The sequence below is a fragment of the Variovorax sp. 278MFTsu5.1 genome, from assembly GCF_048305045.1.
Taxonomy (GTDB): Bacteria; Pseudomonadota; Gammaproteobacteria; order Burkholderiales; family Burkholderiaceae_C; genus Variovorax; species Variovorax guangxiensis.
Genome location: NZ_CP157622.1, coordinates 3,860,997 through 3,887,389 on the forward strand (window position 1 = coordinate 3,860,997; position 26,393 = coordinate 3,887,389).

Here is a 26,393-nt window from a genome sequence, read left to right on the forward strand (position 1 = left end):
GGCTGTCAATTTCTTTCCCGAGCGATTCAGCGCGCGGCCACCGTCGTCTGCGCGGTGCCGGCCGCAGCCACGGGCGCCGGCACGTCCCAGCCTCCGCCGATGGCGCGGATCAGCCCCACGGCCGCCTGGTACTGGGCCGACTTCACCTGCAGCGCCTGGCGGCGGTTGCGCAGCTCGCTGCGGCGGGCGTCGAGCAGGTCGAGCTGGCTGATGTAGCCGTTGCGGTAGCGCGTGTCCGACAGGCTCGTCGCACGGGTCGCCGAGGTGACGGCCTGCGCCTGCACCACCGACTGCTCCTGCAGCGTGCGGATGGCGGCCAGCTGGTCTTCGACTTCCTGGAAGGCCACCAGCACCTGCGTGCGGTAGCTCGCGAGCGCGCCGTCGAGCTGGGCGTTGGCGCCCTGCACGCCGGCCTCGCGGCGGCCGCCGTCGAAGATCGGCAGCGACAGCAGCGCACCCACGCCCCACGAGCGGGCCGACCACTTGAAGAGGTCGCCGATCTCGGGCGAGGCGTAGCCGGCGGCGCCGGTCAGCGAGATGTCGGGGAACCACGCGGCCTGCGCCACGCCGACGCGGGCCTGCGCCGCGAGCACGGCGCTCTGCGCGGCCGACACGTCGGGACGGCGCGTGAGCACCGTGGCCGGCACGCCCGGCGGAATGCTCGGCAGCGTGGTCGACCAGTCGGCGCCGCTCAGGCCGAAGCTGGAGGCCGAATCGCCCACCAGCACCGCCAGCGCATGCTCGACCTGTGCGCGCTGGCGGTCGAGCGCGAGCGCGTCCGACTCGGTGGACGACACCTCGGTCTGCACCCGCGCCACGTCGAGCTCGGCGATGTCGCCGGCCTGCTCGCGGCGCTGCGACAGGCGCAGCGTGTCGCGGTAGGCCTCGACCTGCTCGCGCACCAGCGCGCGCTCCGCATCGAGTGCGCGAAGCTGCAGATAGGTCTGCGCCACCTCGGCCTGCACCGCCAGGCGCGTGCTCTGCAGCAGCGCCTCGCGGCCGGCCGCGTCCAGGTTCGCGGCCTTGCTCGCGCCCGAGAGCCGGCCGAACAGGTCGACCTCGTACGAGAAGGTGGCGCCGATGTTGGTCATCGTGGCCGGGCGCGTGCTGGCGGTGGCCTTGTCAAGGCCCGCGCCGCGGTTGGCGCCGGCGCTCAGGCCGATCTGCGGCAGGCGGTCGGCGTTGGCGCTGCGCGCCAGCGCGCGGGCCTCGGCCAGCCGCGCGGCAGCGGCCTGGATGTTGCCGTTGTTCACGTCGGCCTTCTCGACCAGCGAATTGAGCACCGGGTCGTTGAACGCCAGCCACCATGCGCCGCGCGGCTGTGCCTCGGCGGGCACTGCGCGCGTGAAGCCGGCGGGCGGCGTGGCGCCTTGTTGCTGCTGCTCCTTGCCCTGCTCCTTGAACTGGGCGGTGGTCTGGATCTCGGGCAGGCCCGAGGGCACGGTGGCACAGCCGGCCAGCACCAGGGCGGCCATCAGCGGCAGCAAGGCAGTCCGCAGGGGCTTCACCAAGGGTTGTACTGAGAATTTCATGATCAGCTTTCTGCTTTCTTCTTCCCGATCGGTCAGTCGTGCGCGCCGTGCGAGGGACGCGGAGAGGCAGGCACCGGGTGCAGCCCGCCACCGCCGGCGCCGCCGTGCGAGGCCGGGGTCGCCGGATGGCCGGCCGACACGAAGTCATCGCCATGCGGCACTTCGCCATGCAGCTTCAGCGGCCGGTTGCCCGCGAGGCGGCGCAGCAGCACGTAGAACACCGGCGTGAGGAACAGGCCGAAGGCCGTCACGCCGATCATCCCGGCGAACACCGCCACGCCCATGGCCTTGCGCATCTCCGAGCCCGCGCCGGTCGACAGCACGAGGGGCAGCACGCCCATCACGAAGGCCAGCGAGGTCATGAGAATCGGGCGCAGGCGCAGCCGGCTGGCTTCGATGGCCGCCTGCACGGGCGTGCGGCCTGCGAATTCGAGCTCCCGTGCGAACTCCACGATCAGGATCGCGTTCTTCGCACTCAGCCCCACCAGCACTATCAGCCCGATCTGCGTGAAGACGTTGTTGTCACCCCCCGATATCCACACGCCGGTCATCGCGGCCAGGATGCCCATCGGCACGATCAGGATGATCGCGATCGGCAGCGTCAGGCTCTCGTACTGCGCGGCCAGCACCAGGAAAACCAGCAGGATCGCCAGAGGGAACACCAGGAAGGCGGAGTTGCCGGCCAGGATCTCCTGGTAGGTCAGCTCGGTCCACTCGAAGCTCACGCCCTTGGGCAGCGTCTCGGCGGCGATCTTCACGATCGCGTCCTGCGCCTGGCCCGAGGAATAGCCCGGCGCCGGGCCGCCGTTGATGTCGGCGGCGAGGTAGCCGTTGTAGCGCATGGCGCGCTCAGGCCCGAAGGTCGAATTCACCTTCATCAGCGCCGACAGCGGCACCATCTCGCCCGAGGTCGAGCGCACCTTCAACAGGCCCACGTCCTCGGCACGGGCGCGGTAAGGCGCATCGGCCTGGACGCGCACGGAGTACGTGCGGCCGAACTTGTTGAAGTCGTTGGCGTACAGGCTGCCGAGGTAGATCTGCATGGTGTCGAAGATATCCGTCACCGGCACGCCGAGCTGGCGGGCCTTGGTGCGGTCGATGTCGGCATACAGCTGCGGCACGTTGACCTGCCAGCTGGTGAACATGCCGGCCAGCTCGGGCGCCTGCTGTGCCTTGGCCATGAAGGCCTTCACCGCCGCGTCCATCTGGTCGTAGCCCACCGAGCCGCGGTCTTCCAGCTGCAGCTTGAAGCCGCCCGTGGTGCCCAGGCCCGCCACCGGCGGCGGCGGGAACATCACGATGAAGGCGTCCTGGATGCTCGAGAACGCGCCGTTGAGCTGGCCCGCCACCGCGCCGCCGCTCTGGTCGGGGCGCTTGCGCTGGTCGAAGGGCTTGAGCGTGGCGAACACGATGCCCGAGTTGGAGCTGTTGGTGAAGCCGTTGATCGACAGGCCCGGGAAGGCGATGGCGTCCTCCACGTTCGGGTTCTTCTTCATGATCTCACCCATGCGCTGGATCACCTCGTCGGTGCGGTCCAGCGTGGCGCCGTCGGGCAGTTGCGCAAAACCGATCAGGTATTGCTTGTCCTGCGCCGGCACGAAGCCGCCGGGCACCGCCTTGAACAGGCCGAAGGTCACCGCGATGAGCGCGACGTAGATCCCCAGCATCAGCGCCTTGCGCGAAATCACGCGCTTGACGCCGCCGCTGTAGGCCTCGGAGCCGCGATGGAAGAAGCGGTTGAAGCCGCGGAACAGCCAGCCGAAGACGCGGTCCATGCCGCGCGTCAGCGCGTCCTTGGGCTCGTCGTGGCCGCGCAGCAGCAAGGCGGCCAGCGCGGGCGACAGCGTCAGCGAGTTGATGGCCGAGATCACCGTAGAGATCGCGATGGTCACCGCGAACTGGCGATAGAACTGGCCCGTGAGGCCGCTGATGAAGGCCAGCGGCACGAACACGGCCACCAGCACCAGCGCGATCGCGATGATCGGGCCCGACACTTCGCGCATGGCGCGGTACGTGGCCTCACGCGGCGTCAGGCCGGCTTCGATGTTCCGCTCGACGTTCTCCACCACGACGATGGCGTCGTCCACCACGATGCCGATGGCCAGCACCAGCCCGAACAGGCTCAGCGCGTTAATCGAGAAACCGAGGATGTGCAGCACCGCGAAGGTACCGATCACCGACACCGGCACGGCCAGCAGCGGGATGATGGAAGCGCGCCAGGTCTGCAGGAACAGGATCACGACCAGCACCACCAGCATGATGGCTTCGAGCAGCGTGTGGATCACCGACTCGATGGACGCGCGCACGAACTGCGTCGGGTCGTAGGCGATGCGGTATTCCAGGCCCTCGGGCATGTTCTTGTTGAGCTCCGCCATCGTCTTGCGCACGTTGGCCGAGATGTCGAGCGCGTTGGAGCCCGGCGCCTGGAACACGCCCATGCCGACGGCCGGGTCGTTGTTCAGCAGCGAGCGCAGCGAGTAGTCGGCGGCGCCCATCTCCAGGCGGCCGATGTCGCGAAGGCGGGTCACGGCGCCATCGGCGCCGCTCTTGACGATGATGTCGCCGAACTCTTCCTCGCTCTGCAGGCGGCCCTGCGCATTGATCGACAGCTGCATGTCCACGCCCGACAGGCCCGGCGAAGCGCCCACCACGCCGGCCGCGGCCTGCACGTTCTGGCCGCGGATGGCGGCCACCACGTCGGAAGCCGAGAGGCCGCGCTGCGCGACCTTCTGCGGGTCGAGCCACACGCGCATGGAGTAGTCGCCGCCGCCGAAGATCTGGACCTGGCCCACGCCTTCGATGCGCGCCAGCGGGTCTTTCACGTTCAGCACCGCGTAGTTGCGCAGGTAGTTGATGTCGTAGCGGTTGTTCGGCGAGACGAGGTGGACCACCATCGTCAGGTCGGGCGCGCTCTTGACGGTCGTGATGCCGAGACGGCGCACTTCCTCGGGCAGGCGCGGCTCGGCTTGCGAGACGCGGTTCTGCACCAGCTGCTGCGCCTTGTCGGGATCGGTGCCGAGGCGGAAGGTGACGGTGAGCGTCAGCACGCCGTCGGTGGTCGCCTGGCTGCCCATGTAGAGCATGCCTTCGACGCCGTTGATCTGCTCTTCCAGCGGGGTGGCCACCGTTTCGGCGATCACCTTCGGGTTGGCCCCGGGGTACTGGGCACGCACCACCACCGAGGGCGGCGCGACTTCCGGGTACTCCGAGATCGGCAGACCGCGCAACGCGATCAGGCCCGCTATCAGCATCAACAGCGACAGCACGCCGGCAAAGATCGGCCGGTCGATGAAGAATTTTGAGAGATTCATGTTCGTTTACTCCACCGCGTCGTGCGCGGTCCACGCCGCGTGCAAGCACGCAGCATCCAAGTGGCTCCCATTTCAGGAACACCGCGGAACCGGCTTTGCCGGGCCGCTGGTGTTGCCCCCGTGAGGGGGTTGGCGGCTACACGAAGTGAGCAAGCCTGGGGGTGGTTCAAGATTTGGCGGCCTCTGCCACGCGTTCCGGTTGTTGTTGCTTCGTATCGGCCTTCGCGTCCATCGTCACCTGCTGCGGCGCCACCACCGCACCCGGGCGGATGTGCTGCAGGCCGTTGACGATCACGCGGTCGCCCGCCTTCAGGCCCTTGCTCACGACACGCAGGCCGTTGATGGAGGCACCGAGCGTCACTTCGCGGTAGACGGCCTTGCTGTCGTCACCCACGACCATCACGAACTTCTTGTTCTGGTCGGTGCCGATGGCGCGTTCGCTCACCAGCAGCGCGGTGTCGTTGCGGGCCTGACCCATGCGGATGCGGGCGAACTGGCCGGGAATCAGGGCGCCGTCCTTGTTGTCGAACGAGGCACGAACGCGCACCGTGCCGCTGCGGGCATCGACCTGGTTGTCGATCAGCTGCAGCTTGCCGGTGAAGGGCGTGCCGTCCATGCCGGCGGTACCCATCTGCACCGGAATGCTCTCGATCTGGCCGCGGGCGCTGGAGCCGCTGGGCAGCTCCTTCAGCGCGCGGGTGATGACCTGTTCGTCGGCATCGAAGCTCGCGTAGATCGGGCTCACCGACACCAGCGTGGTCAGCACCGGAGCGCCCGGACCGGCCGCCACCAGGTTGCCCACCGTCACCTCGATGCGGCCGATGCGGCCCGACACCGGCGCACGCACCTGGGTGTAGCCCAGGTTCAGGCGCGCCGACTGCAGCGAAGCTTGCGCCGCGCGCAGGTTGGCTTCGGCTTCGCGGCCGGCGTTCACACGCTCGTCGTACTCGCGCTGGGCGATGGCCTTGTCGTCCCACAGGCGCTTGGCGCGCTCCTGCTCGCTGCGGCTGAACGATTGGCGGGCCTGCGCGGAAGCCACCTGCGCCTCGGCACGCTCGACCTCGGCCGCATACGGCGCGGGGTCGATGGTGACCAGCAGGTCGCCCTGCTTCACCAGCGCGCCTTCGCGGAAGTGCACCGCCTGCACGGCGCCCGCCACGCGGGAGCGCACGTCGACACGCTGCACGGCTTCGAGGCGGCCCGAGAACTCGTCCCAGGCGTTGATCTCGCTCGCCGCCACCGTGGCGACCGACACCGGCGTGGCCTGCGGCGCCGCCGGTGCGTTGTTGGCTTCGGCCTTGAAGCTGTACATGCCCACCACCGCCGCGGCCACGGCCAGCAGCGCGGTGAGGCCGGTCACGGCAGGCCAGAGGCCCTTGCGGGCGGCGGAAGACAGCTTTTTCTCGTTGTTCGACATGATGTTCAGTCCTTCTCGATGACTTTTGGGATGCAACAAGCCACCCCGGCGCTTTTGGCACCAGGAGGCGGGATTTCAGGGAAAAAGGGGCCCCGGCACGCGGCCGCGCTGGCAGCGTGTCGATCAGGCAGCCGGTGACCGGCGGGAACTAGCTGGGGTGGTTGGCCGTCGCGGGCGGCGGCGTCGTCGCGCTGAAGAACTCACGGAAGTGCTGCTGCACCGCCGCTTCACAGGCTACGCAGCCCGTGTTCTCGGTGTCGTACAGCGCCTTGGGCCAGTTGGCCGCGCTGGGCAGCACGCTGCTCGTGACCTCGATGCCGGCCGCGCGCAGGCGGTTGGCGAAGGTCATTGCCTCGTCGTGCATGGCGTCGTCGGCACCCACCAGCACCAGCGCGGGCGCCAGTGCCGACAGCCGCAGCGAACCGCTGGGCACTGCGTAGGGGTGCATGGCGTTCGAGGGGCAGCTCAGGTACTTCTCCCAGCCACTGGCCCAGCGGCATTCGGCCGCGTCGTTGGTGGCGTTGCGCAGCGAGGCGGTGCCGGCGCAGGGGTCGAGCATGGGCGACAGCAGGATCTGGCCCGCGATCGGCGGATGGGCCCGGTCGCGGGCGATCAGCGCCACGGCCGCCGCCAGGTTGCCGCCGGCTTCCTCGCCGGCCAGATAGACCTGGGAGCCCTTGCCGCCGAGCTTGGTGCGCTGCTTGTAGAGCCATTCGAGGGCCGCATAGCCCACTTCGATGGGCTCCGGGAACGGAGACTGGGGCGCCAGCGGGTAGGCCAGCGAAACCACCACCGCGCCCGCCCCGGCCAGCAGCCGCGCCACGTTGCGGCCGTTGTCCAGGCCGCCGCAGACGAAGGTGCCGCCGTGGAAATGCAGCACCAGCGGCGCCACATCGCCCTTGGCGCGCTGGCCATACACACGGGCACCGACCGGTTCGCGGCCGGGCAGCTCGATCGACAGATCGGCTTCCACGCCTTGTGCCGCAGCGCGGGCGGCGGCTTCGGCAGAACGGGACGATGGAACGGGTGACATGGGCGACCTCGGGGATTTGGGCGATGGTTGAAATATAAGTCGGCCGATCTGTCCATAAACAGGGTCGGCCGACCCCACTCTGTTTCCAAACGGACAACAATCAGCACAGCTCAAGGCAACAGGCGGTGCCACCGGAGGGAATTGTCTCCTTGTGTGAGAATCCGCCTCCCCCGGTGTGGGCCGGGTACCCAGAACAGGCATTCGATGGATCAAATCCAGGCCATGCGGATCTTCGTCCGCGTCGTGGAAGCCGGCACCTTCACCCGGGCAGCGGACTCGCTGGCCCTCCCCAAGGGCACGGTCACCAAGCAGATTCAGGCGCTCGAATCGCGCCTGCGCGTGAAGCTGCTCAACCGCACCACGCGCCGCGTCACCGTCACGCCCGACGGCGCGGCCTACTTCGAGCGGGCCGCGCGCCTGCTCAACGACTTCGACGACATGGAAGCCAGCATGACGAATGCGCAGGCCAACCCCACGGGGCGGCTGCGCATCGACGTCGGCACATCGGTGGCGAGGCTGATCATCCTGCCCGCGCTGGCCACCTTCTGCGACCGCTACCCCGACATCCAGGTCGACCTGGGCGTGAGCGACCGCACCGTCGACCTCATCAGCGACAACGTCGACTGCGTGATCCGCGCGGGCGAACTCAGCGACCAGTCGCTGGTGGCCCGGCGCATCGGCACGCTGGATTTCGTCACCGTGGCGTCGCCGGCCTATGTAAAGCGCTACGGCATCCCGCAGCATCCGAACGACATCGAGAAGCGCCATCACGTGGTCAGCTACTTCTCGGGCACCACGCGGCGCGTGTATCCGCACGAGTTCAAGAAGGGCGACGAGGTGATCGAGCTGAACGGCCCCTACCGCGTGGCCGTGAACGAGAGCAACGCGCACATCACGGCGGTGCTCGGCGGCTTCGGCATTTCGCAGTGCATCACCTTCATGGCCGAGCCGCTGCTGGAAAGCGGCGAGCTGGTGCAGATCCTGCCCGACTGGCAGCGCGACCCGCTGCCCATCCATGTGGTCTATCCGCCCAACCGCCACCTGAGCGCGAAGGTGCGCGCCTTCGTGGACTGGGCCGCCGAGTTGTTCGCCAAGAACCCGAGGCTGCAGCGCCGCTGACCGCGGGAATTGCCGCTGCAGGGGGCCGATCGGGCGGCGATCTGCCTGCAGATCGCCGCGCAGCCCTAAATTCCGGCCGGCAAATGCCGTTAATCACTTCGGCTGCCTGCCGGAAACCCGTCCCGCCCCCCTCCACCCGGCATCCGGCCCCGGGAGCCAGCCCGCCCATGCGCGCGCCGGAAAACAGACACACAAGCTCATGGATACAGAACAGTCGAATGCAGCCGAGCACACCAGCGGATTCGGCCGCCGCACGCCGGCGGAGATCGGCGTCCACCTGCGCAACCTCGCCGGCCGCCGCGACAACCTCACCGTGCAATACGCGGGCGGCCATCTGGTGACGCAGCTGCTCGACGTGGACACCCGCGCCCGCGTCTTCATCTTCGACTGGGGCGCCTCGCCCGAGCAGAACCAGGGCCTGCTGGCGGCGCCGCGCTGCCACTTCGAGGCCCAGCAGGACGGCGTGCGCATCGAGTTCTCCATCGCCTCGCCGCGTGAGACCCGCTACGAAGGCATGCCGGCGTTCGAGGCCGACTTTCCCGAGATGCTCGTCTACCTGCAGCGGCGCGAGTACTTCCGCGTGGACGCGCCCATCGCCGATTCGTACACCTGCTCCGGCAACCTGCCCAACCGCGAGGCCTTCTCCTTCGAGGTGCAGGACCTCTCGCTGGGCGGCGTAGGCCTTCGCACCCGCGACGAGCGCGTGGCCGCCTTGCCGGTAGGCACTTTCCTCAGGGACTGCGAACTGTCGCTGGGCACGCTCGGGCGCCTCACGCTCGACCTGGAACTGGTGTCGCTGCGCCCAGGCATGCAGCCCAACGGTACGCCGCGCTACCAGCTGGGCTTTCGCTTCCTGGCGCTGCCGCCCGGCGCCGAAAGCGCGCTGCAGCGCCTCGTCACCCGGCTCGAGATGAAGAGCCGTTCGCTCGTCGGCTGACCCCGCGCGGCCGGGTCAGAACACCGGCTCGCAGCGCACCTCGGTCTTCACCGAGTTAGCGATGAAGCATTCCTCGTGCGCCCGGTGATGCATCTGCCCGATCTGCTCGCGCGTGGGCAGGTTCTCGCCCGAGAAGATCACCTCGGGGCGCAGCGTGACCACCGTCATCGCCATCTTGCCCTCGGCGTTCTTCTCCATCACGCCGACGGCCGCATCGAAATACCGGTCGACCACGAACCTGCGCTTCACCGCCATCGTGAGGAACCACAGCATGTGGCAGTTCGACAGCGAGGCCACGAACATCTCCTCCGGATCGACCGCCGATGCATCCGACATCGGCAGCGGCACCACGTGCGGCGAGGAAGACGCGGCCACTTCGGCACCGCCATCGAAGCGCAGCGAGTGCCGCCTGCTGTAGGTGTTCGCGAGGAAGTCCTGCTCGCCACGCAGCCAGAGGACTTCCGCTGTGTACTGGGCCATGAAGTTCTTCTCCGGCTCGGTTTGCGGGAGTGCGATTCTGCGCCAGCCGCGATTCAGACAAGCGCGATGCGGTAGCGCAGCTTCGTCAGGCTCCCCTGGCTCGGCAGGGTGATGAAGGTCTCGACCAGCTCGCCGCCGTTCGCCACGATCACCTTCTGCGAAGCGAAGTTGTCGGGGCTGGTGGTGATCTCCACGCGCTTGAGGCCCTCTCCGGCCGCGAGCTTGAGCATCGCGCCGAGCGCGCGCGTGGCGTAGCCCTTGCGCTGCTTCCAGGGCACGACGTTGTAGCCGATGTGGCCCAGGCAGTAGAGCGGCAAGGCGTCGGTGCCGGGCTGCCAGCGCAGGTCGATGCTGCCGCAGAACTCGCCGTCCCACATCCAGCACTTGTAGCTTGGCAGGCGCCGGACCTTGGAGCCGTCGGGCATGACGATGCGGCCGCCCTTCGCCTCGCGGTCGACCAGGCTCGCAAGGAAGCGGTCGACGTTCGCCTTGATGGCGGCGCGGTCCTCGGCGCCCGATTCGGGCCGCGTCTCGTCGCGCGCCCAGCCGCGGTTGAGCGCGGAGACGTAGCTTGGCAGATAGGCCTTGGAAGGCCAGACCAGCTCCATCTGACGCGGTTGCGCAGCGGGCTTCGCCATGCTGTTCTAGGCCCCCATCAGCTTCACGATCAGCGGCACCAGCAGCGCGGTCGCGATGCCGTTGAGCCCCATCGCCAGCGCCGAGAACGCGCCCGCCGTCTCGTTCACCTGGATGGCGCGCGCCGTGCCGATGCCGTGCGCCGCCATGCCGACCGCGAAGCCGCGCACCGCCGGCTCCCTGATGCGCAGCAGGTTCAGCAGGCCGGTGGCCATGATCGCGCCCGAGATGCCCGCCACGGCCGCGGCCACCGCCGCCAGCGAAGGCAGCCCGCCTATCTTCTCGGCCACGCCCATCGCGATGGGCATCGTGGCCGACTTGGGCGCGAGCGACATCATCAGCTCGTGCGAGCCGCCCAGCACCCAGGCGATGCCCACGGCCGACACGATGGCCGCGACCGAACCGACGACCAGCGCCACGCCGATGGGCAGCCACAGCCGCCGCAGCCGGTCGATCTGCCCATACAGCGGCACGGCCAGCGCGACTGTGGCGGGGCCGATCAGGAAGTGCACGAACTTCGCGCCCTCGAAATACGTGTCGTAGGGCGTGCGCGTGAGCAGCAGCACGGTGACGATCACGATCACCGAGATCAGCACCGGGTTGACCATCGGGTTGCGCCCGCTGCGTGTGTGCAGCCACAGCGCCCCCAGGTACGCCAGCAGCGTGAGCGACAGCCACAGCAGCGGCGACTGGGCCAGGAACACCCAGATCTCGAAGAGCCTGGCGGGCGCGGTCATTGGGCGTCCTTGCCGGTGATGCGGATCATCCAGCGGAAGGTGAGCGCGGTGACCGTCATGGTGAAGGCCGCGCCCGCGATGCCGGCGGCGAGAAACGGCAGCCACTCGCGCCCCACCCGCTCGAAATGCAGCATCACGCCGGTGACGGCCGGAATGAACAGCAGCATCAGGTTGCGCAGCAGATGGCCCGATGTTTCGTTCAGCACCTGCGGAACGCTGCCGCGCACCAGCAGGCCGACAAACAGGAAGACCATGCCGATCAGCGGTCCGGGAATGGGCAGCCCCAGCCACTGCACGAGCAGTTCGCCGGCAAGCTGGCAGAGGAAAAGCGTGGTGATGGCGTAGAGCATTTTTTCTTCTGGTCTTCGGTCAGGGTGGGTATGTATGCGTTCAGGCCGCGCCTGTCCAGGCTTCTTTCAGCGCGTGCTGGCTGGCTGGCGGCAGCACGCCCATGCGCACGTGGCCCGGCAGGCCGAAGGAAGTGCAGTCGCGCAGCTTGATGCCCGCCGCGCGCAGCCGCTTCAGCAGACCTGCGAAATCGTCGGCGCTGGGCTTGGCGACATGGAAGTTGGCGTCGCTCGGCCAGACTTGCCAGCCCATCTCGCTGCACAAGGCCGTCTGCGACGCCTTCCACGCACGCAGGGTGACGAGGCTGTCGCTCAGCCACTGCTGCACACCGGGCTGTGTCCAGGCCGAAAGCATCGCCACGCCATCCGCGCCCACCGGCCACGAGGCTGCAAGGCGCAACAGCGTGCGCACCGCGTCCTGCGCATCAGCCGGTGCAATCGCATAGGCCGCGCGCACGCCCGTCATGCCGAGCGCCTTGTTGGGCGACCACATCTGCCAGACGCGGTCCAGCTGCCGCTGGTTCAGTGCGAGACGGCCTTCCAGCCGCAGAGGCTCGTAGGCGCGGTCGAGCACGCATGGCACGCCTTCAGGCAGGGCATCGACGGTTTCGCCGATGCCCTGCTGCGCCTGGCCCAGCGGCGCGGAGGGATCGCAGCACCAGGCCAGCCAGGGCCGCCGCGCCGCATGCGGTGCGCGCACCACCTGCAACCCGAGCGCCCGAGCGCTCGCGGCATAGTCGCCGTATGACATGGCCGGCAGCGCTGCCTCGCCATGCCCGTTCCGGTTTTCGAGCGCCACCCAGGTCGTGATGCGCCGGATGAATTCGCTGGCCCCGGCCGCGAGCACGATGCGCCGCGCGTCCACGCCGTGCATGGCTGCGAGTTGCTCGCGCAGCGCCGTGTAGGCCGGATCGGGATAGCGGGACAGGTCGGCCGCACTCACCAGCTCCATCGCCCCGGGGCTCGGGCCGCATGCGTTGGCGTTGGTGGAGAAGTCATGCGCGGGCGCGCCGAGCGCGTCCGGGCCGCCGTGGGTGAACAGGGAGTCGGCGTCGGTCATGGCACGAAGAACAGTAGCGCGGCGGCCAGCAACAGGACGCCGCTCGCCAGCAGCAGCACACCGCGCTGGCCGAGCTGCGCGGCACGGCCGGTATCCGCCGGCGTCGGGGCGGCGCCTTCGGCATTCAGCGCATACACGCCCGGCTTGGCCAGCCGCACGCCGAGCAGCAGGGCCATCGCGGCCATCGGCCAGCCGCTGTTGGGCGACGGCGTGCGGCGCGCCTCGAACCCGAGGCCGCCGGGCCAGCGCCATGCGGCCAGCGCGAGCAGCGCCACGGTGATGCGAGCAGGAATCCACGAGAGCACGTCATCGGCGCGCGCGGCCCATTTGCCGAACCAGGTCCAGGCGCGGCCGTTGCGCTCGCCTCGATAACCCCACATCGCATCGGCGGTGTTGGCGAAACGGTAGAGCGCCGCGCCCGGCAGGCCCAGCAGCACGAACCAGAAGACGGGCGCCACCAGCGAATCGTTGAGGTTCTCTGCGAGCGATTCGATGGCGCTCTCGCGCACCTCGCGCTCGCTGAGATGCTCGACGTCACGGCTCACAAGGCGCGCCAGCTGAGCGCGCCCGGCATCGAGCGAAACGCCCAGCGCCGCCTCGACCGCGAGCACCTCGTCGCGCAGCATGCGCCAGGCGAAGAGCGGCTTGAGCAGCAGGCCCAGCACCAGCGCCACCGCCCATGCGGGCAGATGCAGCACCGCCAGCGTCTGCAGGGCCATCGCGATGCCCCAGACGCACATCGCCCCCACGCACCACACCAGCGCGCCGCAGAAAAACATCGGCAGATCGACCGCCTTCGCCTGATGCGCGCGCGGCGCGATGCGCGCCCCCATGCCCAGATAGCGCCCCATCCACACGACCGGATGCAGCGGCGCGGGCGGCTCGCCCAGCCAGCTGTCGATGGCCAGCGCGATCCACAGCGCGGCGGCGAAGGCAATGGCGTATTCGGAACTCGGCAAGGGCATGGGAGCCGCCATTCTCGCGAATCAGGCGCGCGCCCTGCCCCGGCGCCACTGCATCGTCGCGCCGAACGCGAGGAGCAGCGCGGCGCCCAGTGCCATCCAGAGCCGCAGGACAGTGGCTTCGCCTGCCTTGGGCGGCGGTGCATCCGCTGGTGTCGGCTCCAGCTTCAGGCCGGTGACGGGCTGCGGGCCGTCCGGCGCGGGCGCAGGTTCAGGGGCTGCGGCCGGCGCGGGCGCCTGCACGACCACGGGCGTGACGGCCGGCCCCGGCCTGGGCGAAGTCGGAGCCGGCGAAAGCTCCGCCTGCACGAAGCGCTGCACGCCCGCATTGCGCTCGCGCAGCCCCGTAGCCCGCACAGCCTCCGCATAGGCCTTCGCCAGCTCGCGCCGCGTGGCGGCATCGGGCTTCCAGTAGTTCAGCCGTACCGCGTCGAGCATGCGCTCCAGCGTCTGCGCGAAGGCCGCGCGGTTGTCGCCTTCCAGCCATTCGCGAGTGCCCAGCCTGTACCTGTCGCGCACATACACGTCGTGCAGCGACTGCCACTGGTCCTGCCGCACCGCCTGCGGCGCGGTCACCTGCCAGCCCCAGAGGAACTGCGCGGTCTTCAGCACCTGCAGCGTGCCGCTGTAGCCCTCGGCCTTCTGGGCCTCGATCCACTGCGGATGCAGGTAGCGCGTCTGCATCTCGCGCGCGATGGCGCCTGCCGCGGTGTCGGTGCGCACCTCGGTGCCGTCGCGCAGGTTCTGCACGTACAGCACCGGGTCCTTGCCCGTGAGATGCCGCACCGCCTGCGCGATGCCGCCCAGGTACTGGAACGGGTCGTCGTTGGTGAGCACGCCGTAGAGGTTGGAGCTGCGCGCCATCAGCGCCGCATCGACCTGCACGAGGTTGCCCGCGTAGACGCCCGGCCGCGCGGCGCCGTCCAGGCCCTTGCCGTAGGCGTGGCCCATGCGGTCCATGTAGAGCTGCGCCATCTGCGCGTCGCCGCCGCCGCGCTGCTGGTTCTTCCACACGTCGCTCGCGAGCGCGGCTTCCTCCAGCCCGGCGCCGTAGCTGCCCTGCTCGTTGGAGAACACGCGGGCGGTGGACCAGCGTTGCGCCTCGCTCGCCGTCGCCCCCTCAGCGCTCAGCTTTCGCGCCATCGCCTCGCTGTGCAGGGCGACGGCGTTACCGGGCTCGCGCAGCGCCGCCACCTGCTGCACCGCCTCGTCGAGCCAGCGCATCACGGCCGGAAACTGGTCGCGGTAGGAGCCCGTGACGCTGACCAGCACATCGATGCGCGGCCGCTTCAGCTGCGACGCGGGAATGATCTCGATGCCCGCCATGCGCCCGCCCTCGTCCCAGCGCGGCTTCACGCCCATGGCGTAGAAGGCCTGGCTCTCCAGCACGCCCTGGTGGCGCGAGGCCTCGCCGGCCCAGAGGGTGAAGGCGATCTTCTCGGGCGGCCTGCCGGCATTCGTCTTCGCGTGCTGCGCGATCCATGCGTCCATCGCGGCGACACCCGTTTCCCAGGCCGTGCGGGTGGGCACGCGGCTCGGGTCGAAGCCGTAGAGGTTGCGTCCGGTCGGCAGGCTGTCGGGGTTGCGCACCGGGTCGCCGCCGTAGCTGGACTTGAGGTAGCGGCCGTCGAGCGCCGTCAACAGCCCTTCGATTTCCTCGTTGTGCGCGAGCACGTCATCGAGCTTGCGGGCGCGCGCGGCCAGCTCCAGCAGCTTCTGCCGGTCGGCCGCCGTCTTGCCCATGGCGCTCGCGGCCTGCGCGTCGGCGAGCGCCTGTTCCACCCAGCGCGCGGGGCGTGAGCCGGCGACGTTCTTCGCGTCGATCAGGAAGGCTTCGTCGATGTCCTCACCAAGCGCTTCGACCAGCGGCTTGCCGAGGATCTGCAGAATGGTCATGCGCCTGCGCTGCGCGTCGGGCGCCTGCCCGAAGGTCGCGAGGCCCAGCGGCTGGGCGGTCTGGGCGAGCTCGTCGAGGTACGGATGCAGCACCGCGACGAAGCCCGCGAAGTCGGTGCGGATGCGCGCGGGCGTCCAGCCCAGGTCGCGGTCGTAGCGCTGTTCGGCGAACTCCGCTGTGAGCCGCTTTTCCAGCGCCGTCTTCACAGGGCCGGGCGAGAGCGTCTCCCACTCGTGCATGCGCTCGTGCATTTCCTGCACGCCGGGGCGGAAGCCCGCCGGCGCGAACATGGGCGTCGAGTGGCTCACCATGGTCGCGCGGCCGCGCCGCTTGGCGGTGGTGGCTTCGCCGAGGTTGTCCATGATGTACAGGTAGACGTTGGGCAGGTCGCCCAGCGCGAGCAGCGGATCGTCCTGCACCGACAGCCCGCGCTCCTTGCCCGCCGACCACTCGACCGTGCCGTGCGTGCCCACGTGCACCACGGCGCTGGCGCCGAAGCGGGTGCGCAGCCAGAGGTAGGTGGCGAGGTAGCCGTGGCTCAGCGGAACGGCCGAGCGGTGGTAGACCTGCTCGGCCTTGCCCGCCACCTGCGTGCCGGGCTCGAAGCGCGGCGGCTGGCGCAGCACGACGACGTTGCCGAAGCGCACGCGCGGGATCACGAAGGCCGGGCCGCCCGCCACGGCGCGCAGCATGGTCGACTTCTCGGGCGCTCCCCAATAGCTTTCGATGCGGCTCTGCGTTTCCTGCGGTAGCGCGCGGAACCATGCGAGGTAGTCCGAAAGCGTCAGCGTGTCAGCCAGATCCTTGTCGAGCAGCGGCTGCAGCTCGTCGCCCTGGCCCGTCGGGTAGTAGGCCCGCATCGTCGCCTGCACCTGCGCGATGAGCGCGTCGGTGCCGGGCAGCTCGGCAACGTAGCCGGCCGACTTCATCGCCGCCAGCATGTTGTTGACGCTGCGCGGCACGTTCAGGAACGAGGCGCCGAAGTTGGCCTCGCCCGGCGGGTAGTTGTAGACCAGCATCGCCACGCGCCGCTCGGCCGGCGGCGTGCGCTGCAGCCGCAGCAGCGCTGCCGCCTTCGCGGCCACGGCCTCGATCTGCGCGGGCAGCGGCTGCAGCGTGCCGCTGGCCGCGTCGCGGGCGCTGACGAGCATCGGGTCGGTCATGCCGGCCAGCTCGCTCGGGCTGTAGTAGGCGGCGATGTCGGTCTGCGCCAGGCCGTCCCTGCTCCGTTCCCATTGCGTGGCATCCATCGCCAGCGAGGGCAGCGTCTGCAGCACCGGCACGCCGATGCGCTCCAGCTCGGCCTTGCGCTCGTTGGGGCTGAAGACCAGCGAGGCATTGACGATGGCGTCTGCCACGCGCCGCTCGCCGTCGTGCGTCATGCGGAAGAACAAGTCCTTCTGCTGACGCGGGCCGTAGAAGGCATAGGCGCGCAGGCCGCGGGCCTCCAGCGATGCGATGAGCGCATCGAGCCAGCCGGTGTCGTCGCCCGTCACCGTGGCGCTGTTGATGGCAATGGCGACGGTGCCCTTGCCCGGCAGCCGCTCGATGGCGGCGATGTCCGTTTCGACGCGCGGCCAGCCCGGGTGGTAGATGCCTGCGAGCGGAAGCGGTACGGAATCGGGCAGCCCGTCCAGCCTGCCAGGCTGGCGCAGCGCCTTCATCGACGCGCCTAGGTTGGCCGCGCCCGCAAAGCGCCAGAACTCGCGCAGCCGCTGCGCCCAGGCGGCATCGACGCCGCGCTCGGCCGCGAGCGGTGCGGCGGCCGTCGTCTGGCCCTTGGCCACCAGCGTGAACTCGCCGACCAGCACATAAGGCACCGCGCTGCGCGATATCGCATCGCCGAAGCGCGCGGCGGCCGCCTGCGCCACGCTGATGTGCGGCGCGTCGATCACGAGCAGGCCGGCGCCGTCGATCGCGGCGGCCAGCGCCTCGGGCGAGTCCTGCGAAGCCGACAGCACCTGCAAGGGCAGCCCGGCCTCGCGCGCCGCAGCCTGAAGCCGCACCACGCGCGCCGGCGATACCAGTGAGGTGGTCAGCACCACGATGCGGGCAGGCCCCTGCTGCTGCGCGTGCGCCGGCTGGAGCAATCCCAGCCCGACAAGAAAGAGCCAGACAGAAAGAAGAAGCCGCGTCACTTCCCGCCCGGCCCGGCCAGCTCTGCATCTGCCGGCACGTAGACCATCGTCCCGTCCTTCAGCCGCCAGGCGGTGCCGGCCCTTTCGCCATCGCCCTGCCCCGTCGCACCGCTGGCCTTGAAGCGCGTAATCTTGCGGCCCTCGCGCGTCACGATCTCCATGTTCGGCTGGCCCTCGTTGCGGATGATCGTCACCTTGTCCTGCGCGAAGGGGTTCATCGGGTTGTTGATGACCGCGATCATCAGCATGCCGATCACCACCATGAACACGTCGATCAGGTTGATGGTCGAGAGCACCGGATCGTCGTCGTCGCTGTCCAGGCTGCTCAATATCGAGAACTGGCGACGGCTCATGAGAGGCGGTCCCGCGCGTCGAGCACCGTCACCAGCTCGCGCATCAGCCAGCGGCGGCGCACGGTGTAGACCACGAAGGTGATGGAGGCCGAGGCCAGCGCCACGATCACGCTCGCGAAGGCCGGCGCCAGGCTCTGCGCCACGCCCTGCGATTCGCCCGAGGCCACGGCCACCAGCGCGGGGCCCATGGGGATCATGGTGGCGATCAGCCCCAGCATCGGCGCCACGCGGCTGCACAGCCGCACGCCTTCGAGCTGCTTGAGCACCACCAGCTCCATCTGCTCCTGGCTGGCCTGCGCGTGGCCTTGCAGTACCAGCGCGCGCGACGGATCGCGGCGGCGCTGCAGATACTCGATGCCGAATGCGCCCAGGCAATACACGGCATAGACGAAGGACAGCAGCACGCCCAGCGTCACCGGCCAGAGAAACAAGCGCGCGAGCTCGAAGAGAACGGAGTCGAAGGCCAGCATCAGGTGCGCTCCACGGCGGTTGGTTGGTCGAAGAGGTCCGAAGGCCGGCCCCAGCCCTCGTCGAACACCAGCGAGGCCAGCGGCTCGCGCCGCGCCCAGCGTTCGCGCTGCAGCATCGGCTCTTCGTAGAAGGCATTCACGGGGCCCAGGCACAGCAGGGCGATGGGCTCGGCGCCCTCAGGCAGGCCCAGCAGCGCGGCCACCTCGGCAGGATCGAAGAGCGACACCCAGCCCATGCCCAGCCCCTCGGCGCGCGCCGCGAGCCAGAGGTTCTGGATGGCGCAGGAGGCCGAGGCCAGGTCCATCTGCGGCAGCGTGCGGCGGCCGAACACATGCTTCTCGCGCCCGTCGGCCAGCGTCACCGCCAGCAGCTCGGCCGCATCGAGCAGGCCCTGCACCTTCAGGCGCATGAACTCGTCCTCGCGCTCGCCGAGGGCTCGGGCCGTCAGCACGCGCTCCTGTTCGACGACGTGGTGCAACTGCTGCCGCAGCGCCTCGCCGCGGATGCGGATGAAGCGCCAGGGCTGCATGAAGCCGACGCTGGGCGCGTGATGCGCGGCGCCCAGCAGCCGCCGCAGCACTTCGGGCGCGACCTCACTGCCCGCGAAGTGACGCATGTCACGCCGCTCGTGGATGGCGCGGTACACCGCCCTCGCCTCGTCGGCCGCGAACGCCTGCTGAGCCATCAGCCTCAGTCCTCGATGCCGCGCTGCGCGGGGATGCCGGCCTTGAAGGCGTGCTTGACGAGCGTCATCTCGGTCACCGTGTCGGCCAGTTCGATGATCTCCGGCGGGCAGCGCCGGCCGGTGAGCGCCACATGCACATGTTTCGGCCGTGCGCGCAGGGTTTCGAGCACGCCTTCGAGCGGCAGCCAGCCGTAGATCAGCGGATAGGTGATCTCGTCGAGCACCACCAGGAAGAACTCGCCCGACAGGATCGCCGCCTTGGCCTTCTCCCAGCCGTCGCGCGCGAGCTGGCCCGAGCGTTCGAGATCCTGGCTCTTCCAGCTGAAGCCGTCGCCCAGCCCTTCGATGGGGATGCCGATCTGCTCGAACATGCGGTGCTCGCCGAAGCGTGCGGTCGGCACCTTCATGAACTGGTAGATCTTCACGGCCTTGCCGCGACCGTGGGCGCGCAGCGCGAGGCCGAAGGCGGCCGTGCTCTTGCCCTTGCCGTCGCCGGTGTTGACGATGACGATGCCGCGGCGTTCGCCCTCCGGCTTCTCGTAGGGCTTTTCGCTGGGGGGAGTTTCGATCTGCATGGTGAGGTTGTTTCCGTGTTTCCTGGCGTGTAGCTACCTCGGCAGCGCGATCCACTGGTCCGCCACGCGATGCACGCGGATGCGATGGTCGAACACCTGCTCCAGCGCCGCATGGGTGGCCGGGTCGTCGCAGGTGCCGTGGTGCACGACGCGGCCCTGGTTCATCACCACCAGCTCGTCGGCGGCCAGCGCCATCGGCAGCTCGTGCAGCACGCTGACCACGGTGCGGCCTTCGGCGACGAGCGCGCGGACGATCTGCATCCAGTCGGACTGGTGGGGCGGGTCGAGGTTGGCCAGCGGCTCGTCCATCAGCAGCGCCTCGGCCTCGACGGCGAGCGCGCGCGCCAGCAGCACGCGCTGGCGTTCGCCGCCGGAGAGCTGGCCCAGCGGGCGGTCGCGCCAGTCCCAGGCTTGGGTGCTGCGCAGCGCGCGTTCCACGGCCGAGCGGTCGGCGGCACCGGGTGTGGCGAGCCAGCGCTGGTGCGGCAGGCGGCCGAGCATGGCGACGTCGTAGACCATCAGGTCGTCGGCGCTGCCCTCGCCCGTGCCGCTCTGGCCGAGCCATGAGAGGCGCTGCGCGCGGATGCGCGCCGGCACCTTGCCCAGCGCCTCGCCGAAGAGCCGCACCTCGCCGCGATGCGCGAGCAGCCCCGCCAGCGCCTTGAGCAGCGTCGACTTGCCCGCGCCGTTCGGGCCGACGATGCTGGTCCAGCGCGCGGCCGAGAGCTTCAGGTCGATGCCATGCAGCACCTCGGTGGAACCGAGCGTGGCACTCAGCTGGCGCGCCTCGAGCGCAGCGGGAGCGTCGTTGTTTCGGCTCATGCCACGCCGCTCCGCGCGCTGCGCCTGTGCATCAGCCACAGCAGATAGCTGCCACCCAGCACGGCCGTGAGCACGCCCACGGGCAGTTCCTGCGGCGCGATCAGCCAGCGCGCGAGCAGGTCGGCCGCCATCAGCAGCAGGCCGCCCATCAGCGCCGACAGCACGATCAGCCGCGCATGCGTGGTCTTGACGGCCGAGCGCACCAGGTGCGGTGCCGCGAGGCCGACGAAGGCGATCAGCCCGGTCTGCGCCACGGCTGCGCCGGTGGCCAGCGCCAGCACCACCACCAGCGCCGCGCGCATCGCACCCAGCGGCAGACCCAGGCTGCGCGCGGTGGCCTCGCCGAGGGCGAGCCCGTCGAGCACCGGCGCCAGCGCCCAGCCCGCGAGCAGGCAGGCCGCGCCGACCATCGCCATCACCGCGCAAGCGCTCCAGCCAACGAGGCCGGTGCTGCCGAGGATGAAGCCCTGGATGGCCTGGAGGATGTCGGCCGAGGCGATGGTGATGAGGTCTTTGGCCGCGCCGAGCACGACGCCGACGATCACGCCGGCCAGCAGCAGCCGCAGCGTCTGCTGCACGCCGCGCGCCAGCATCAGCGTGAGCATCACGGCCAGCACCGCGCCCAGGAAGGCCGCGCCGGTGAGCCCGAGCCGCATCACCCACTGCGTGCTCGCGGCCGAGCCGCCGAACATCAGCAGCGCCACCGCCACGCCGAGCGAGGCGCCCGAGGCACTGCCCAGCAGGTACGGATCGGCCAGCGGATTGCGAAAAAGTCCCTGCGCCACCGCGCCGGCCAGCCCCAGCAGTGCGCCCGCCAGCCATGCGCCGAGCGTGCGCGGCAGGCGGATGTCCCACACGATCTGCAGCGCCACCGGGTCGTGGCGCGCCGCGAACAGGCTCTCGAAGCCGGTGCTGCCGATGCCCAGGCCCAGCAGCATCAGCGCCGCGCCCAGCACCAGCAGGCCGGCGCCGAGCAGCAGCACGCGGCGCAGATGGGCGGTGTGCCTGACGGCGGCCGCATTCATCGCTTGCCGCCCTTGTCGGTGATGCACTGCGCCATCAGCCGCGCTGCCTCGTCCATGCGTGGGCCGGGGCGCACGAGCACGTCGGACTGCTCGGCACTGAAGCGGCAGATGCGGCCCTCGCGCACCGCGCGGATGCCGGCCCAGCCGGGCCGCTGCTCCAGCCCCTGGGCGCTGCGCACGCTGACCATGATGAGGTCGGGGTTCGCTCGCACCACGTACTCGGGGTTGAGCTTGGGAAACGGGCCCAGCGATGCCGGCACGATGTTCTTCATGCCCAGCCGCGAGAGCGTCTCGCCGATGAAGGACGACTCGCCCGCCGCGTACGGCGTGCTGTTGACTTCGAAATACACGCGCATGCCCTTCGCACCCGCCGGCACCGACTGCGCGGCGGCCGACACGCTGGCGTCGATCACGCGCCAGACCTTCGGCGCCTCGTGCGTGCTCAGCACCTGGTCGAGCTTGTCGAGCACGCGGCGCACGTCGGCATGGCTCTTGGGCTCGAGCACCAGCACCTTCATGCCCAGCGCCTCCAGCCGCTGCGTGACGCGCGAGGACTTGGCCAGCAGCACCGCGTCGGGCTTGAGCGCGACGATGGCCTCCACGTTCGGATCGATGCCGCCGCCAAGCTGCGGCAGCGCCTTCACCTGCTCGGGCGAATTGGAGTAACGGTCGACGCCCACCAGCCGGCTGCAGGCGCCGAGCGCGCAGACCGACTCGGTAAGCGAAGGCAGCAGCGTGACGATGCGCTGCGGCGGCTGCGGCAGGTTGACGGAAACGCCGCGCTCGTCGACCACGTCGAGCGCATGCGCGGCCAGCGCGAAAAGAGCGAGGCCGAGCGAAGCCAGCGAGATGCGGATCATCTTCATGCAGCAGGCGCCTTCAGACTCAGCGGCAATCCGGCCGCCATCAGCGTGACGCGCCCGCAGGCGGCGGCCACGTCCTGGTTGAGCCGGCCCAGCGCGTCGACGAAGGCGCGCGTCTCGCGGCCCATCGGGATCACGCCCAACCCGATCTCGTTGCCGACCAGCACCACCGGACCCGGCGCATCGCGCAGCGCGACCAGCAGCATCGCGATGTGCGCCGCGGGGGTGCGCGTCACAGGGCGGGCGTCTTCGCTGGGCATCGGCATCAGCAGGTTGGTGAGCCACATCGTGAGGCAGTCGACGACCACCAGCGTCTCGGGCGTGCTCTGCGTGACGATGGCGCGCGCGAGCTCGATCGGCTCCTCGATGGTGCGCATGCCGGGCACACGCTCGGCGCGGTCGGCCTGGTGGCGCACGATGCGCTCCTGCATCTCGTCGTCACAGGCCTGGGCGGTGGCGATCAGCACGGCGCGGCGGGGCCGGGAGCCGGATGCGAGCCAGTCGATGGCGCGCTGCTCGGCACGGCGCGACTTGCCGCTCTTCTGGCCACCCAGGATGAACTCGTGCACCACGGCTTCAGGCTTGGTCGAATGCGGCATGGCTCTCCAACTCGATGGACATGGCGCCGAAAAGGCGGGCAGTGGCTTGCGGACTGGACGCGAACCACGCATGGAAGTAGCTCGCGCGCACCGGGCCGTGCACGTACAGCGCTTCGCCGGCGCGCGCGCCCACGGCCTGCGGGGCGCCGGGCCGGGCGGTGCGGGCGACCGGCTCCAGCGGCGTTTCGCAGCTCGAATAGTGGAAGGTGTGGCCGCGCAGCACGTGACTGCCCAGCGAGAGCTGCTGCGGCCCGAGACCCGCGAGCCGCTTCTGCATGGTCACGCGGCCGGGCAGCAGGCCCCAGAGGCGGTGGACTTGCTCACCGTCCTGCAGGGCCAGCTCGTCGAACAGCGCCATCATTCCGCCGCACTCGGCCCAGACCGGCTTGCCCGCTGCGGCATGCGCGGCAAGCGATTCACGCATCGCCGTGCAAGCCGACAGCGCCTGCGCGTGCAGCTCCGGATAGCCGCCGGGCAGCCAGACGGCATCGCAGGCCGGCAAGGCGTCGCCCGCGAGCGGCGAGAAGAAGCTCAGCTTCGCGCCCAGTGCCGTGAGCACGTCGAGGTTCGCGGGGTAGATGAACGAGAAGGCGGCGTCGCGCGCGATGGCGATGGTGCGGCCGGCCAGCAATGGGGCCATGGCTTGCGGCTCGTCGGATGCAGCCTCGAAGCGCACCTGTGGCAGGTTGGCAACGGACATCCGACCCAGCGGCGTGCCGGCCAGCACGTCGGCGGCCGCGTCCAGCCGGGCCAACGCGTCGCCGAGTTCGGTGGCGGCCACGAGGCCCAGATGACGCTCGGGCAGCGCGAAACGGGAATCGCGCGGCAAGGCACCGAGCCATTGCGAAGGGTTGCGCAACGCTTGCTGAAGCATGGCGCCGTGCCGTTCGCTCGCCACGCGGTTCGCCAGCACGCCGGCCCACGGCAGGCCGTCGCGGAAGTTCTGCAGTCCGTAGGCCAGCGCCCCGAAGGTGCCGGCCATGGCGTGCGCGTCGATCACCGCCAGCACCGGCAGGCCGAAGCGCTGCGCCAGGTCGGCGGCGCTGGGCGTGCCGTCGAAGAGGCCCATCACGCCTTCGACGACCAGCAGGTCGCATTCGGCCGCTGCCGCGTGCAGGCGCGCGCGGCAGTCGGCTTCGCCGGTCATCCAGAGGTCCAGCGAATGCACCGGCGCGCCGGTGGCCAGCGCCAGCCAGTGCGGGTCGAGGAAGTCGGGCCCGCACTTGAAGGCGCGCACTCGCCTGCCCTGGCGCGCATGCAGCCGGGCCAGCGCGGCAGCGACCGTGGTCTTGCCCTGCCCCGAGGCCGGGGCGGCCACCAGCACGGCGGCGCAGGTGGCCGCCGCGGCACCGGCGGTGCCGCCCGGCTGGGATGGCTGGCTGCTTAGTGAGGCGTCCACTTGAGACCGACGTAGGCGGTACGGCCGGCATTGGCGTACAGCCGCGCGAACTGGTAGTCCTTGTTGCCCACATTGTCGACGCGCGCGACGAGGTTGATGTCGCGCGTGATCTGCGTGGTGGCCGACAGGTTCAGCACGGTGTAGCCGCCGAGCTTCACGCTGTTGGCGGCGTCGTCGTAGCGGCGGCTGGAAGTCTGCACCTCGGCGCCCAGCGTCCAGCCCGCGATGCGCCAGTCGGCGCCCAGGGTGGCGTGGCGCTGAGCGCGGCGCGCCAACAGGTTGTGGGTGGCGAGGTCGCGCGGGTCCTGGAAGTCGAAGGAGCCGCGCAGCGTGACGTCGCCGATGCGGTGGCTGCCCGAGAGCGTGACGCCCTGGTAGCGCGCGCGGGCGGTGCTGGCGTAGCAGCCGAAGGACGATGCGCAGCCCTTGGCCGAGCCGTCGAACACGATCAGGTTCTGCACGCGGTTGGCGTAGGCCACCACGCCCAGCTGGGTCGCACCCTCGGTGTACTGCAAGCCCAGCTCGAGGTTGCGGCTCGATTCGGGCTTGAGCGTGGCCAGGCCGTATTCGCTGAAGCGCTGGTACAGCGTGGGCACGCGGAAGGCGGTGCCTGCCGACGCCGTGAAGCGCAGCGTCGGCGTGATGGCGTAGCCGTAGGCCGCGCTGCCGGTGGTCTTGCCGCCGAATTCGCTGTCCTTGTCGTGGCGCACGTGCAGCTGCAGCGAGTGCGGGCCCTTCACGAAGCCGTAGCCCAGCGAGACGGCGTCCTGCGAGCGGTCGCGCGCGAGCAGCTTCGAGGTGGTTGTGGGAGCGTTCTCCAGGGCGTCTTCGCGGCGCTCGAGCGTGGCGGTGACGAGGTGCGGGCCGAAGCGGAATTCGTTCTGGAACAGGTAGCCGCGCAGCCGGGTTTCGGTGCGGTAGAACGAAGGCTGCGTCTTGTAGACCTGCTGCGAGTCGGTCACCTGCACGCGGGTGCTGTAGACGTCGTTCCACCTGGCCGACCAGCTCAGGCCGGCGGTCTGCAGCGTGTTGCTCGAGATGTCGTTGGCGAACAGGAACGGCAGCCTGGTCCTGTAGGACACCGTGGCGTCGTAGCCGGCTTTGATGTCGCTGGAAAGCAGCGTGGCCTCGATGCGCTGGTCGGGCGTGATCTGGAAGCCCAGCTTCGCGTTGCCCGAGGTGCTGTTGTAGCCGTCGCGGTCGGGGCTGGTGAAGCCGTCCTTGGTCACGTTGCGCTTGCTCACGGGCTGCACGTTGTAGCCCTTGCTCTCCTCATGCGCGGCGCCGAAGGAATAGTCGAAGAGGCCCGACTTGCCGCTCACGCCGCCTTCGATCCTGCGCAGCCCCTTGCTGCCGAAGCCGATGCCGGCGTAGGGCGACACGCCCTCTTCTCCTCGCCTGGTGAAGAGCTGGATCACGCCGCCCACGGCGTCGGAGCCGTAGACCGCGGCGGCCGGGCCGCGCAGCACCTCGATGCGGTCGATCTGCGACAGTGGGATGCCCTCCCAGCCGGCGCCGCCGGTCGATTGCGAGTCGATGCGCACACCATCGAGATACACGGCTGTGAACCGCGTCTCGGCGCCGCGGATGAAGAGGCTGGTGGTGTTGCCCACGCCGCCGGAGCGCGAGATCTCGATGCCGGGCAGGCGCGAGAGCAGGTCGGCCACGCCGGTCGCGCCGCTGCGCTCGATGGCGTTGCTGTCGACGATGGAGACGTCTCCCACGAGCTCCGACAACGCCTGCGGGGTGCGGTTGGCGGTGACCACCGTCTCGCGCAGGGTGGAAGCCTCCTGCGCATGGGCCAGCCCGCCGAAGGCGGAAACCAGCGCCAGCGGCAGGCAGGCGTGGCGGAAGCGGCGCGCAGGAGCGCGGCCGCGAAAAGAGCAAACACGGGAAATCATGGATCAAGCGAACGAACGTCAATACCCCTGGCCGGCCTCCCCGCCGGCGCCTGGGCGCAATGGCCGCGCATGCGTTCGTCATTCATCTTCGACG

At 69.9% G+C, this 26,393-nt stretch carries 23 protein-coding genes; 2 read left to right on the top strand and 21 right to left on the bottom strand.

Going from position 1 to position 26,393, the window contains the following annotated elements; translation table 11 throughout:
- Positions 1 to 26: 26 nt before the first annotated feature.
- From ABL844_RS17970 to ABL844_RS17985, 4 genes are all read right to left on the bottom strand, one after another.
- Positions 27 to 1,532, bottom strand: a complete 1,506-nt coding sequence (locus ABL844_RS17970; protein ID WP_418128375.1) for an efflux transporter outer membrane subunit — start codon at positions 1,530 to 1,532, stop codon at positions 27 to 29.
- Between the two features lie 32 nt (positions 1,533 to 1,564).
- Positions 1,565 to 4,843 (bottom strand): efflux RND transporter permease subunit, encoded by a 3,279-nt coding sequence (locus tag ABL844_RS17975; RefSeq protein ID WP_418128376.1) that lies wholly within the window; start codon positions 4,841 to 4,843, stop codon positions 1,565 to 1,567.
- A gap of 166 nt (positions 4,844 to 5,009) precedes the next feature.
- Positions 5,010 to 6,260, bottom strand: coding sequence for an efflux RND transporter periplasmic adaptor subunit (locus tag ABL844_RS17980; protein ID WP_184637514.1), 1,251 nt, complete (start codon positions 6,258 to 6,260; stop codon positions 5,010 to 5,012).
- A gap of 148 nt (positions 6,261 to 6,408) precedes the next feature.
- The gene (locus ABL844_RS17985; RefSeq protein WP_184637512.1) at positions 6,409 to 7,293 is read right to left on the bottom strand and encodes an alpha/beta hydrolase; all 885 of its coding nucleotides are present in this window, start codon (positions 7,291 to 7,293) and stop codon (positions 6,409 to 6,411) included.
- Between the two features lie 204 nt (positions 7,294 to 7,497).
- Here ABL844_RS17985 and ABL844_RS17990 point away from each other — a divergent pair, with 204 nt between their 5' ends.
- The gene (locus ABL844_RS17990) at positions 7,498 to 8,412 is read left to right on the top strand and encodes a LysR family transcriptional regulator (protein WP_126023969.1); all 915 of its coding nucleotides are present in this window, start codon (positions 7,498 to 7,500) and stop codon (positions 8,410 to 8,412) included.
- Positions 8,413 to 8,611: 199 nt separating this feature from the next.
- On the top strand, positions 8,612 to 9,349 hold the full coding sequence (locus ABL844_RS17995; protein WP_418128378.1) for a flagellar brake protein: 738 nt from the start codon (positions 8,612 to 8,614) through the stop codon (positions 9,347 to 9,349).
- 15 nt (positions 9,350 to 9,364) lie between these two features.
- Here the strand turns inward: ABL844_RS17995 and ABL844_RS18000 are convergent, their stop codons facing one another.
- From ABL844_RS18000 to ABL844_RS18080, 17 genes are read right to left on the bottom strand one after another with little or no spacing between them, the layout of a single operon-like run.
- Positions 9,365 to 9,829, bottom strand: coding sequence for an OsmC family protein (locus tag ABL844_RS18000; RefSeq protein ID WP_126023967.1), 465 nt, complete (start codon positions 9,827 to 9,829; stop codon positions 9,365 to 9,367).
- Between the two features lie 53 nt (positions 9,830 to 9,882).
- Positions 9,883 to 10,467, bottom strand: a complete 585-nt coding sequence (locus ABL844_RS18005; RefSeq protein ID WP_418128379.1) for a GNAT family N-acetyltransferase — start codon at positions 10,465 to 10,467, stop codon at positions 9,883 to 9,885.
- Positions 10,468 to 10,473: 6 nt separating this feature from the next.
- Complete coding sequence (locus ABL844_RS18010) at positions 10,474 to 11,202, bottom strand: LrgB family protein (protein ID WP_184637503.1); 729 nt, start codon at positions 11,200 to 11,202, stop codon at positions 10,474 to 10,476.
- Positions 11,199 to 11,552: a CidA/LrgA family protein gene (locus ABL844_RS18015; protein ID WP_418128380.1), complete on the bottom strand. Its 354-nt coding sequence runs from the start codon at positions 11,550 to 11,552 to the stop codon at positions 11,199 to 11,201. The genes ABL844_RS18010 and ABL844_RS18015 overlap by 4 nt, the downstream gene beginning before the upstream one ends.
- Before the next feature lie 40 nt (positions 11,553 to 11,592).
- Positions 11,593 to 12,609, bottom strand: coding sequence for an aminotransferase class I/II-fold pyridoxal phosphate-dependent enzyme (locus ABL844_RS18020; protein ID WP_418128381.1), 1,017 nt, complete (start codon positions 12,607 to 12,609; stop codon positions 11,593 to 11,595).
- Complete coding sequence (cbiB, locus tag ABL844_RS18025) at positions 12,606 to 13,574, bottom strand: adenosylcobinamide-phosphate synthase CbiB (RefSeq protein WP_418128382.1); 969 nt, start codon at positions 13,572 to 13,574, stop codon at positions 12,606 to 12,608. Before cbiB ends, ABL844_RS18020 begins: the two co-directional genes overlap by 4 nt.
- A 21-nt stretch (positions 13,575 to 13,595) precedes the next feature.
- Positions 13,596 to 17,558: a cobaltochelatase subunit CobN gene (cobN, locus tag ABL844_RS18030; RefSeq protein ID WP_418128383.1), complete on the bottom strand. Its 3,963-nt coding sequence runs from the start codon at positions 17,556 to 17,558 to the stop codon at positions 13,596 to 13,598.
- Positions 17,559 to 17,602: 44 nt separating this feature from the next.
- Positions 17,603 to 17,959, bottom strand: a complete 357-nt coding sequence (locus ABL844_RS18035) for a DUF2149 domain-containing protein (RefSeq protein WP_418128384.1) — start codon at positions 17,957 to 17,959, stop codon at positions 17,603 to 17,605.
- The gene (locus ABL844_RS18040) at positions 17,956 to 18,429 is read right to left on the bottom strand and encodes a MotA/TolQ/ExbB proton channel family protein (protein ID WP_418128385.1); all 474 of its coding nucleotides are present in this window, start codon (positions 18,427 to 18,429) and stop codon (positions 17,956 to 17,958) included. The genes ABL844_RS18035 and ABL844_RS18040 overlap by 4 nt, the downstream gene beginning before the upstream one ends.
- Positions 18,429 to 19,115 (bottom strand): 5,6-dimethylbenzimidazole synthase, encoded by a 687-nt coding sequence (gene bluB / locus ABL844_RS18045; RefSeq protein ID WP_418128386.1) that lies wholly within the window; start codon positions 19,113 to 19,115, stop codon positions 18,429 to 18,431. The genes ABL844_RS18040 and bluB overlap by 1 nt, the downstream gene beginning before the upstream one ends.
- Before the next feature lie 5 nt (positions 19,116 to 19,120).
- Entirely contained in the window at positions 19,121 to 19,690 is a 570-nt protein-coding gene (gene cobO, locus ABL844_RS18050) for a cob(I)yrinic acid a,c-diamide adenosyltransferase (RefSeq protein WP_019652373.1), read from the bottom strand.
- A gap of 33 nt (positions 19,691 to 19,723) precedes the next feature.
- The gene (locus tag ABL844_RS18055; RefSeq protein WP_418128387.1) at positions 19,724 to 20,512 is read right to left on the bottom strand and encodes an ABC transporter ATP-binding protein; all 789 of its coding nucleotides are present in this window, start codon (positions 20,510 to 20,512) and stop codon (positions 19,724 to 19,726) included.
- Positions 20,509 to 21,537 (bottom strand): FecCD family ABC transporter permease, encoded by a 1,029-nt coding sequence (locus tag ABL844_RS18060; protein WP_418128388.1) that lies wholly within the window; start codon positions 21,535 to 21,537, stop codon positions 20,509 to 20,511. The genes ABL844_RS18055 and ABL844_RS18060 overlap by 4 nt, the downstream gene beginning before the upstream one ends.
- The gene (locus tag ABL844_RS18065; RefSeq protein ID WP_418128390.1) at positions 21,534 to 22,403 is read right to left on the bottom strand and encodes an ABC transporter substrate-binding protein; all 870 of its coding nucleotides are present in this window, start codon (positions 22,401 to 22,403) and stop codon (positions 21,534 to 21,536) included. The genes ABL844_RS18060 and ABL844_RS18065 overlap by 4 nt, the downstream gene beginning before the upstream one ends.
- Entirely contained in the window at positions 22,400 to 22,999 is a 600-nt protein-coding gene (locus ABL844_RS18070; protein WP_418128391.1) for a bifunctional adenosylcobinamide kinase/adenosylcobinamide-phosphate guanylyltransferase, read from the bottom strand. Before ABL844_RS18070 ends, ABL844_RS18065 begins: the two co-directional genes overlap by 4 nt.
- Positions 22,977 to 24,398 (bottom strand): cobyrinate a,c-diamide synthase, encoded by a 1,422-nt coding sequence (locus ABL844_RS18075; RefSeq protein ID WP_418128392.1) that lies wholly within the window; start codon positions 24,396 to 24,398, stop codon positions 22,977 to 22,979. Before ABL844_RS18075 ends, ABL844_RS18070 begins: the two co-directional genes overlap by 23 nt.
- Positions 24,383 to 26,299 (bottom strand): TonB-dependent receptor domain-containing protein, encoded by a 1,917-nt coding sequence (locus ABL844_RS18080; RefSeq protein ID WP_418128393.1) that lies wholly within the window; start codon positions 26,297 to 26,299, stop codon positions 24,383 to 24,385. The genes ABL844_RS18075 and ABL844_RS18080 overlap by 16 nt, the downstream gene beginning before the upstream one ends.
- Positions 26,300 to 26,393 lie beyond the last annotated feature (94 nt).

Bases quoted from the DNA above. Each gene is read 5' to 3' on its own strand.
- ABL844_RS17970 (WP_418128375.1), bottom strand. From the start codon at position 1,532: ATGAAATTCTCAGTACAACCCTTGGTGAAGCCCCTGCGGACTGCCTTG.
- ABL844_RS17975 (WP_418128376.1), bottom strand. From the start codon at position 4,843: ATGAATCTCTCAAAATTCTTCATCGACCGGCCGATCTTTGCCGGCGTG.
- ABL844_RS17980 (WP_184637514.1), bottom strand. From the start codon at position 6,260: ATGTCGAACAACGAGAAAAAGCTGTCTTCCGCCGCCCGCAAGGGCCTC.
- ABL844_RS17985 (WP_184637512.1), bottom strand. From the start codon at position 7,293: ATGTCACCCGTTCCATCGTCCCGTTCTGCCGAAGCCGCCGCCCGCGCT.
- ABL844_RS17990 (WP_126023969.1), top strand. From the start codon at position 7,498: ATGGATCAAATCCAGGCCATGCGGATCTTCGTCCGCGTCGTGGAAGCC.
- ABL844_RS17995 (WP_418128378.1), top strand. From the start codon at position 8,612: ATGGATACAGAACAGTCGAATGCAGCCGAGCACACCAGCGGATTCGGC.
- ABL844_RS18000 (WP_126023967.1), bottom strand. From the start codon at position 9,829: ATGGCCCAGTACACAGCGGAAGTCCTCTGGCTGCGTGGCGAGCAGGAC.
- ABL844_RS18005 (WP_418128379.1), bottom strand. From the start codon at position 10,467: ATGGCGAAGCCCGCTGCGCAACCGCGTCAGATGGAGCTGGTCTGGCCT.
- ABL844_RS18010 (WP_184637503.1), bottom strand. From the start codon at position 11,202: ATGACCGCGCCCGCCAGGCTCTTCGAGATCTGGGTGTTCCTGGCCCAG.
- ABL844_RS18015 (WP_418128380.1), bottom strand. From the start codon at position 11,552: ATGCTCTACGCCATCACCACGCTTTTCCTCTGCCAGCTTGCCGGCGAA.
- ABL844_RS18020 (WP_418128381.1), bottom strand. From the start codon at position 12,609: ATGACCGACGCCGACTCCCTGTTCACCCACGGCGGCCCGGACGCGCTC.
- cbiB (WP_418128382.1), bottom strand. From the start codon at position 13,574: ATGCCCTTGCCGAGTTCCGAATACGCCATTGCCTTCGCCGCCGCGCTG.
- ABL844_RS18035 (WP_418128384.1), bottom strand. From the start codon at position 17,959: ATGAGCCGTCGCCAGTTCTCGATATTGAGCAGCCTGGACAGCGACGAC.
- ABL844_RS18040 (WP_418128385.1), bottom strand. From the start codon at position 18,429: ATGCTGGCCTTCGACTCCGTTCTCTTCGAGCTCGCGCGCTTGTTTCTC.
- bluB (WP_418128386.1), bottom strand. From the start codon at position 19,115: ATGGCTCAGCAGGCGTTCGCGGCCGACGAGGCGAGGGCGGTGTACCGC.
- cobO (WP_019652373.1), bottom strand. From the start codon at position 19,690: ATGCAGATCGAAACTCCCCCCAGCGAAAAGCCCTACGAGAAGCCGGAG.
- ABL844_RS18055 (WP_418128387.1), bottom strand. From the start codon at position 20,512: ATGAGCCGAAACAACGACGCTCCCGCTGCGCTCGAGGCGCGCCAGCTG.
- ABL844_RS18060 (WP_418128388.1), bottom strand. From the start codon at position 21,537: ATGAATGCGGCCGCCGTCAGGCACACCGCCCATCTGCGCCGCGTGCTG.
- ABL844_RS18065 (WP_418128390.1), bottom strand. From the start codon at position 22,403: ATGAAGATGATCCGCATCTCGCTGGCTTCGCTCGGCCTCGCTCTTTTC.
- ABL844_RS18070 (WP_418128391.1), bottom strand. From the start codon at position 22,999: ATGCCGCATTCGACCAAGCCTGAAGCCGTGGTGCACGAGTTCATCCTG.
- ABL844_RS18080 (WP_418128393.1), bottom strand. From the start codon at position 26,299: ATGATTTCCCGTGTTTGCTCTTTTCGCGGCCGCGCTCCTGCGCGCCGC.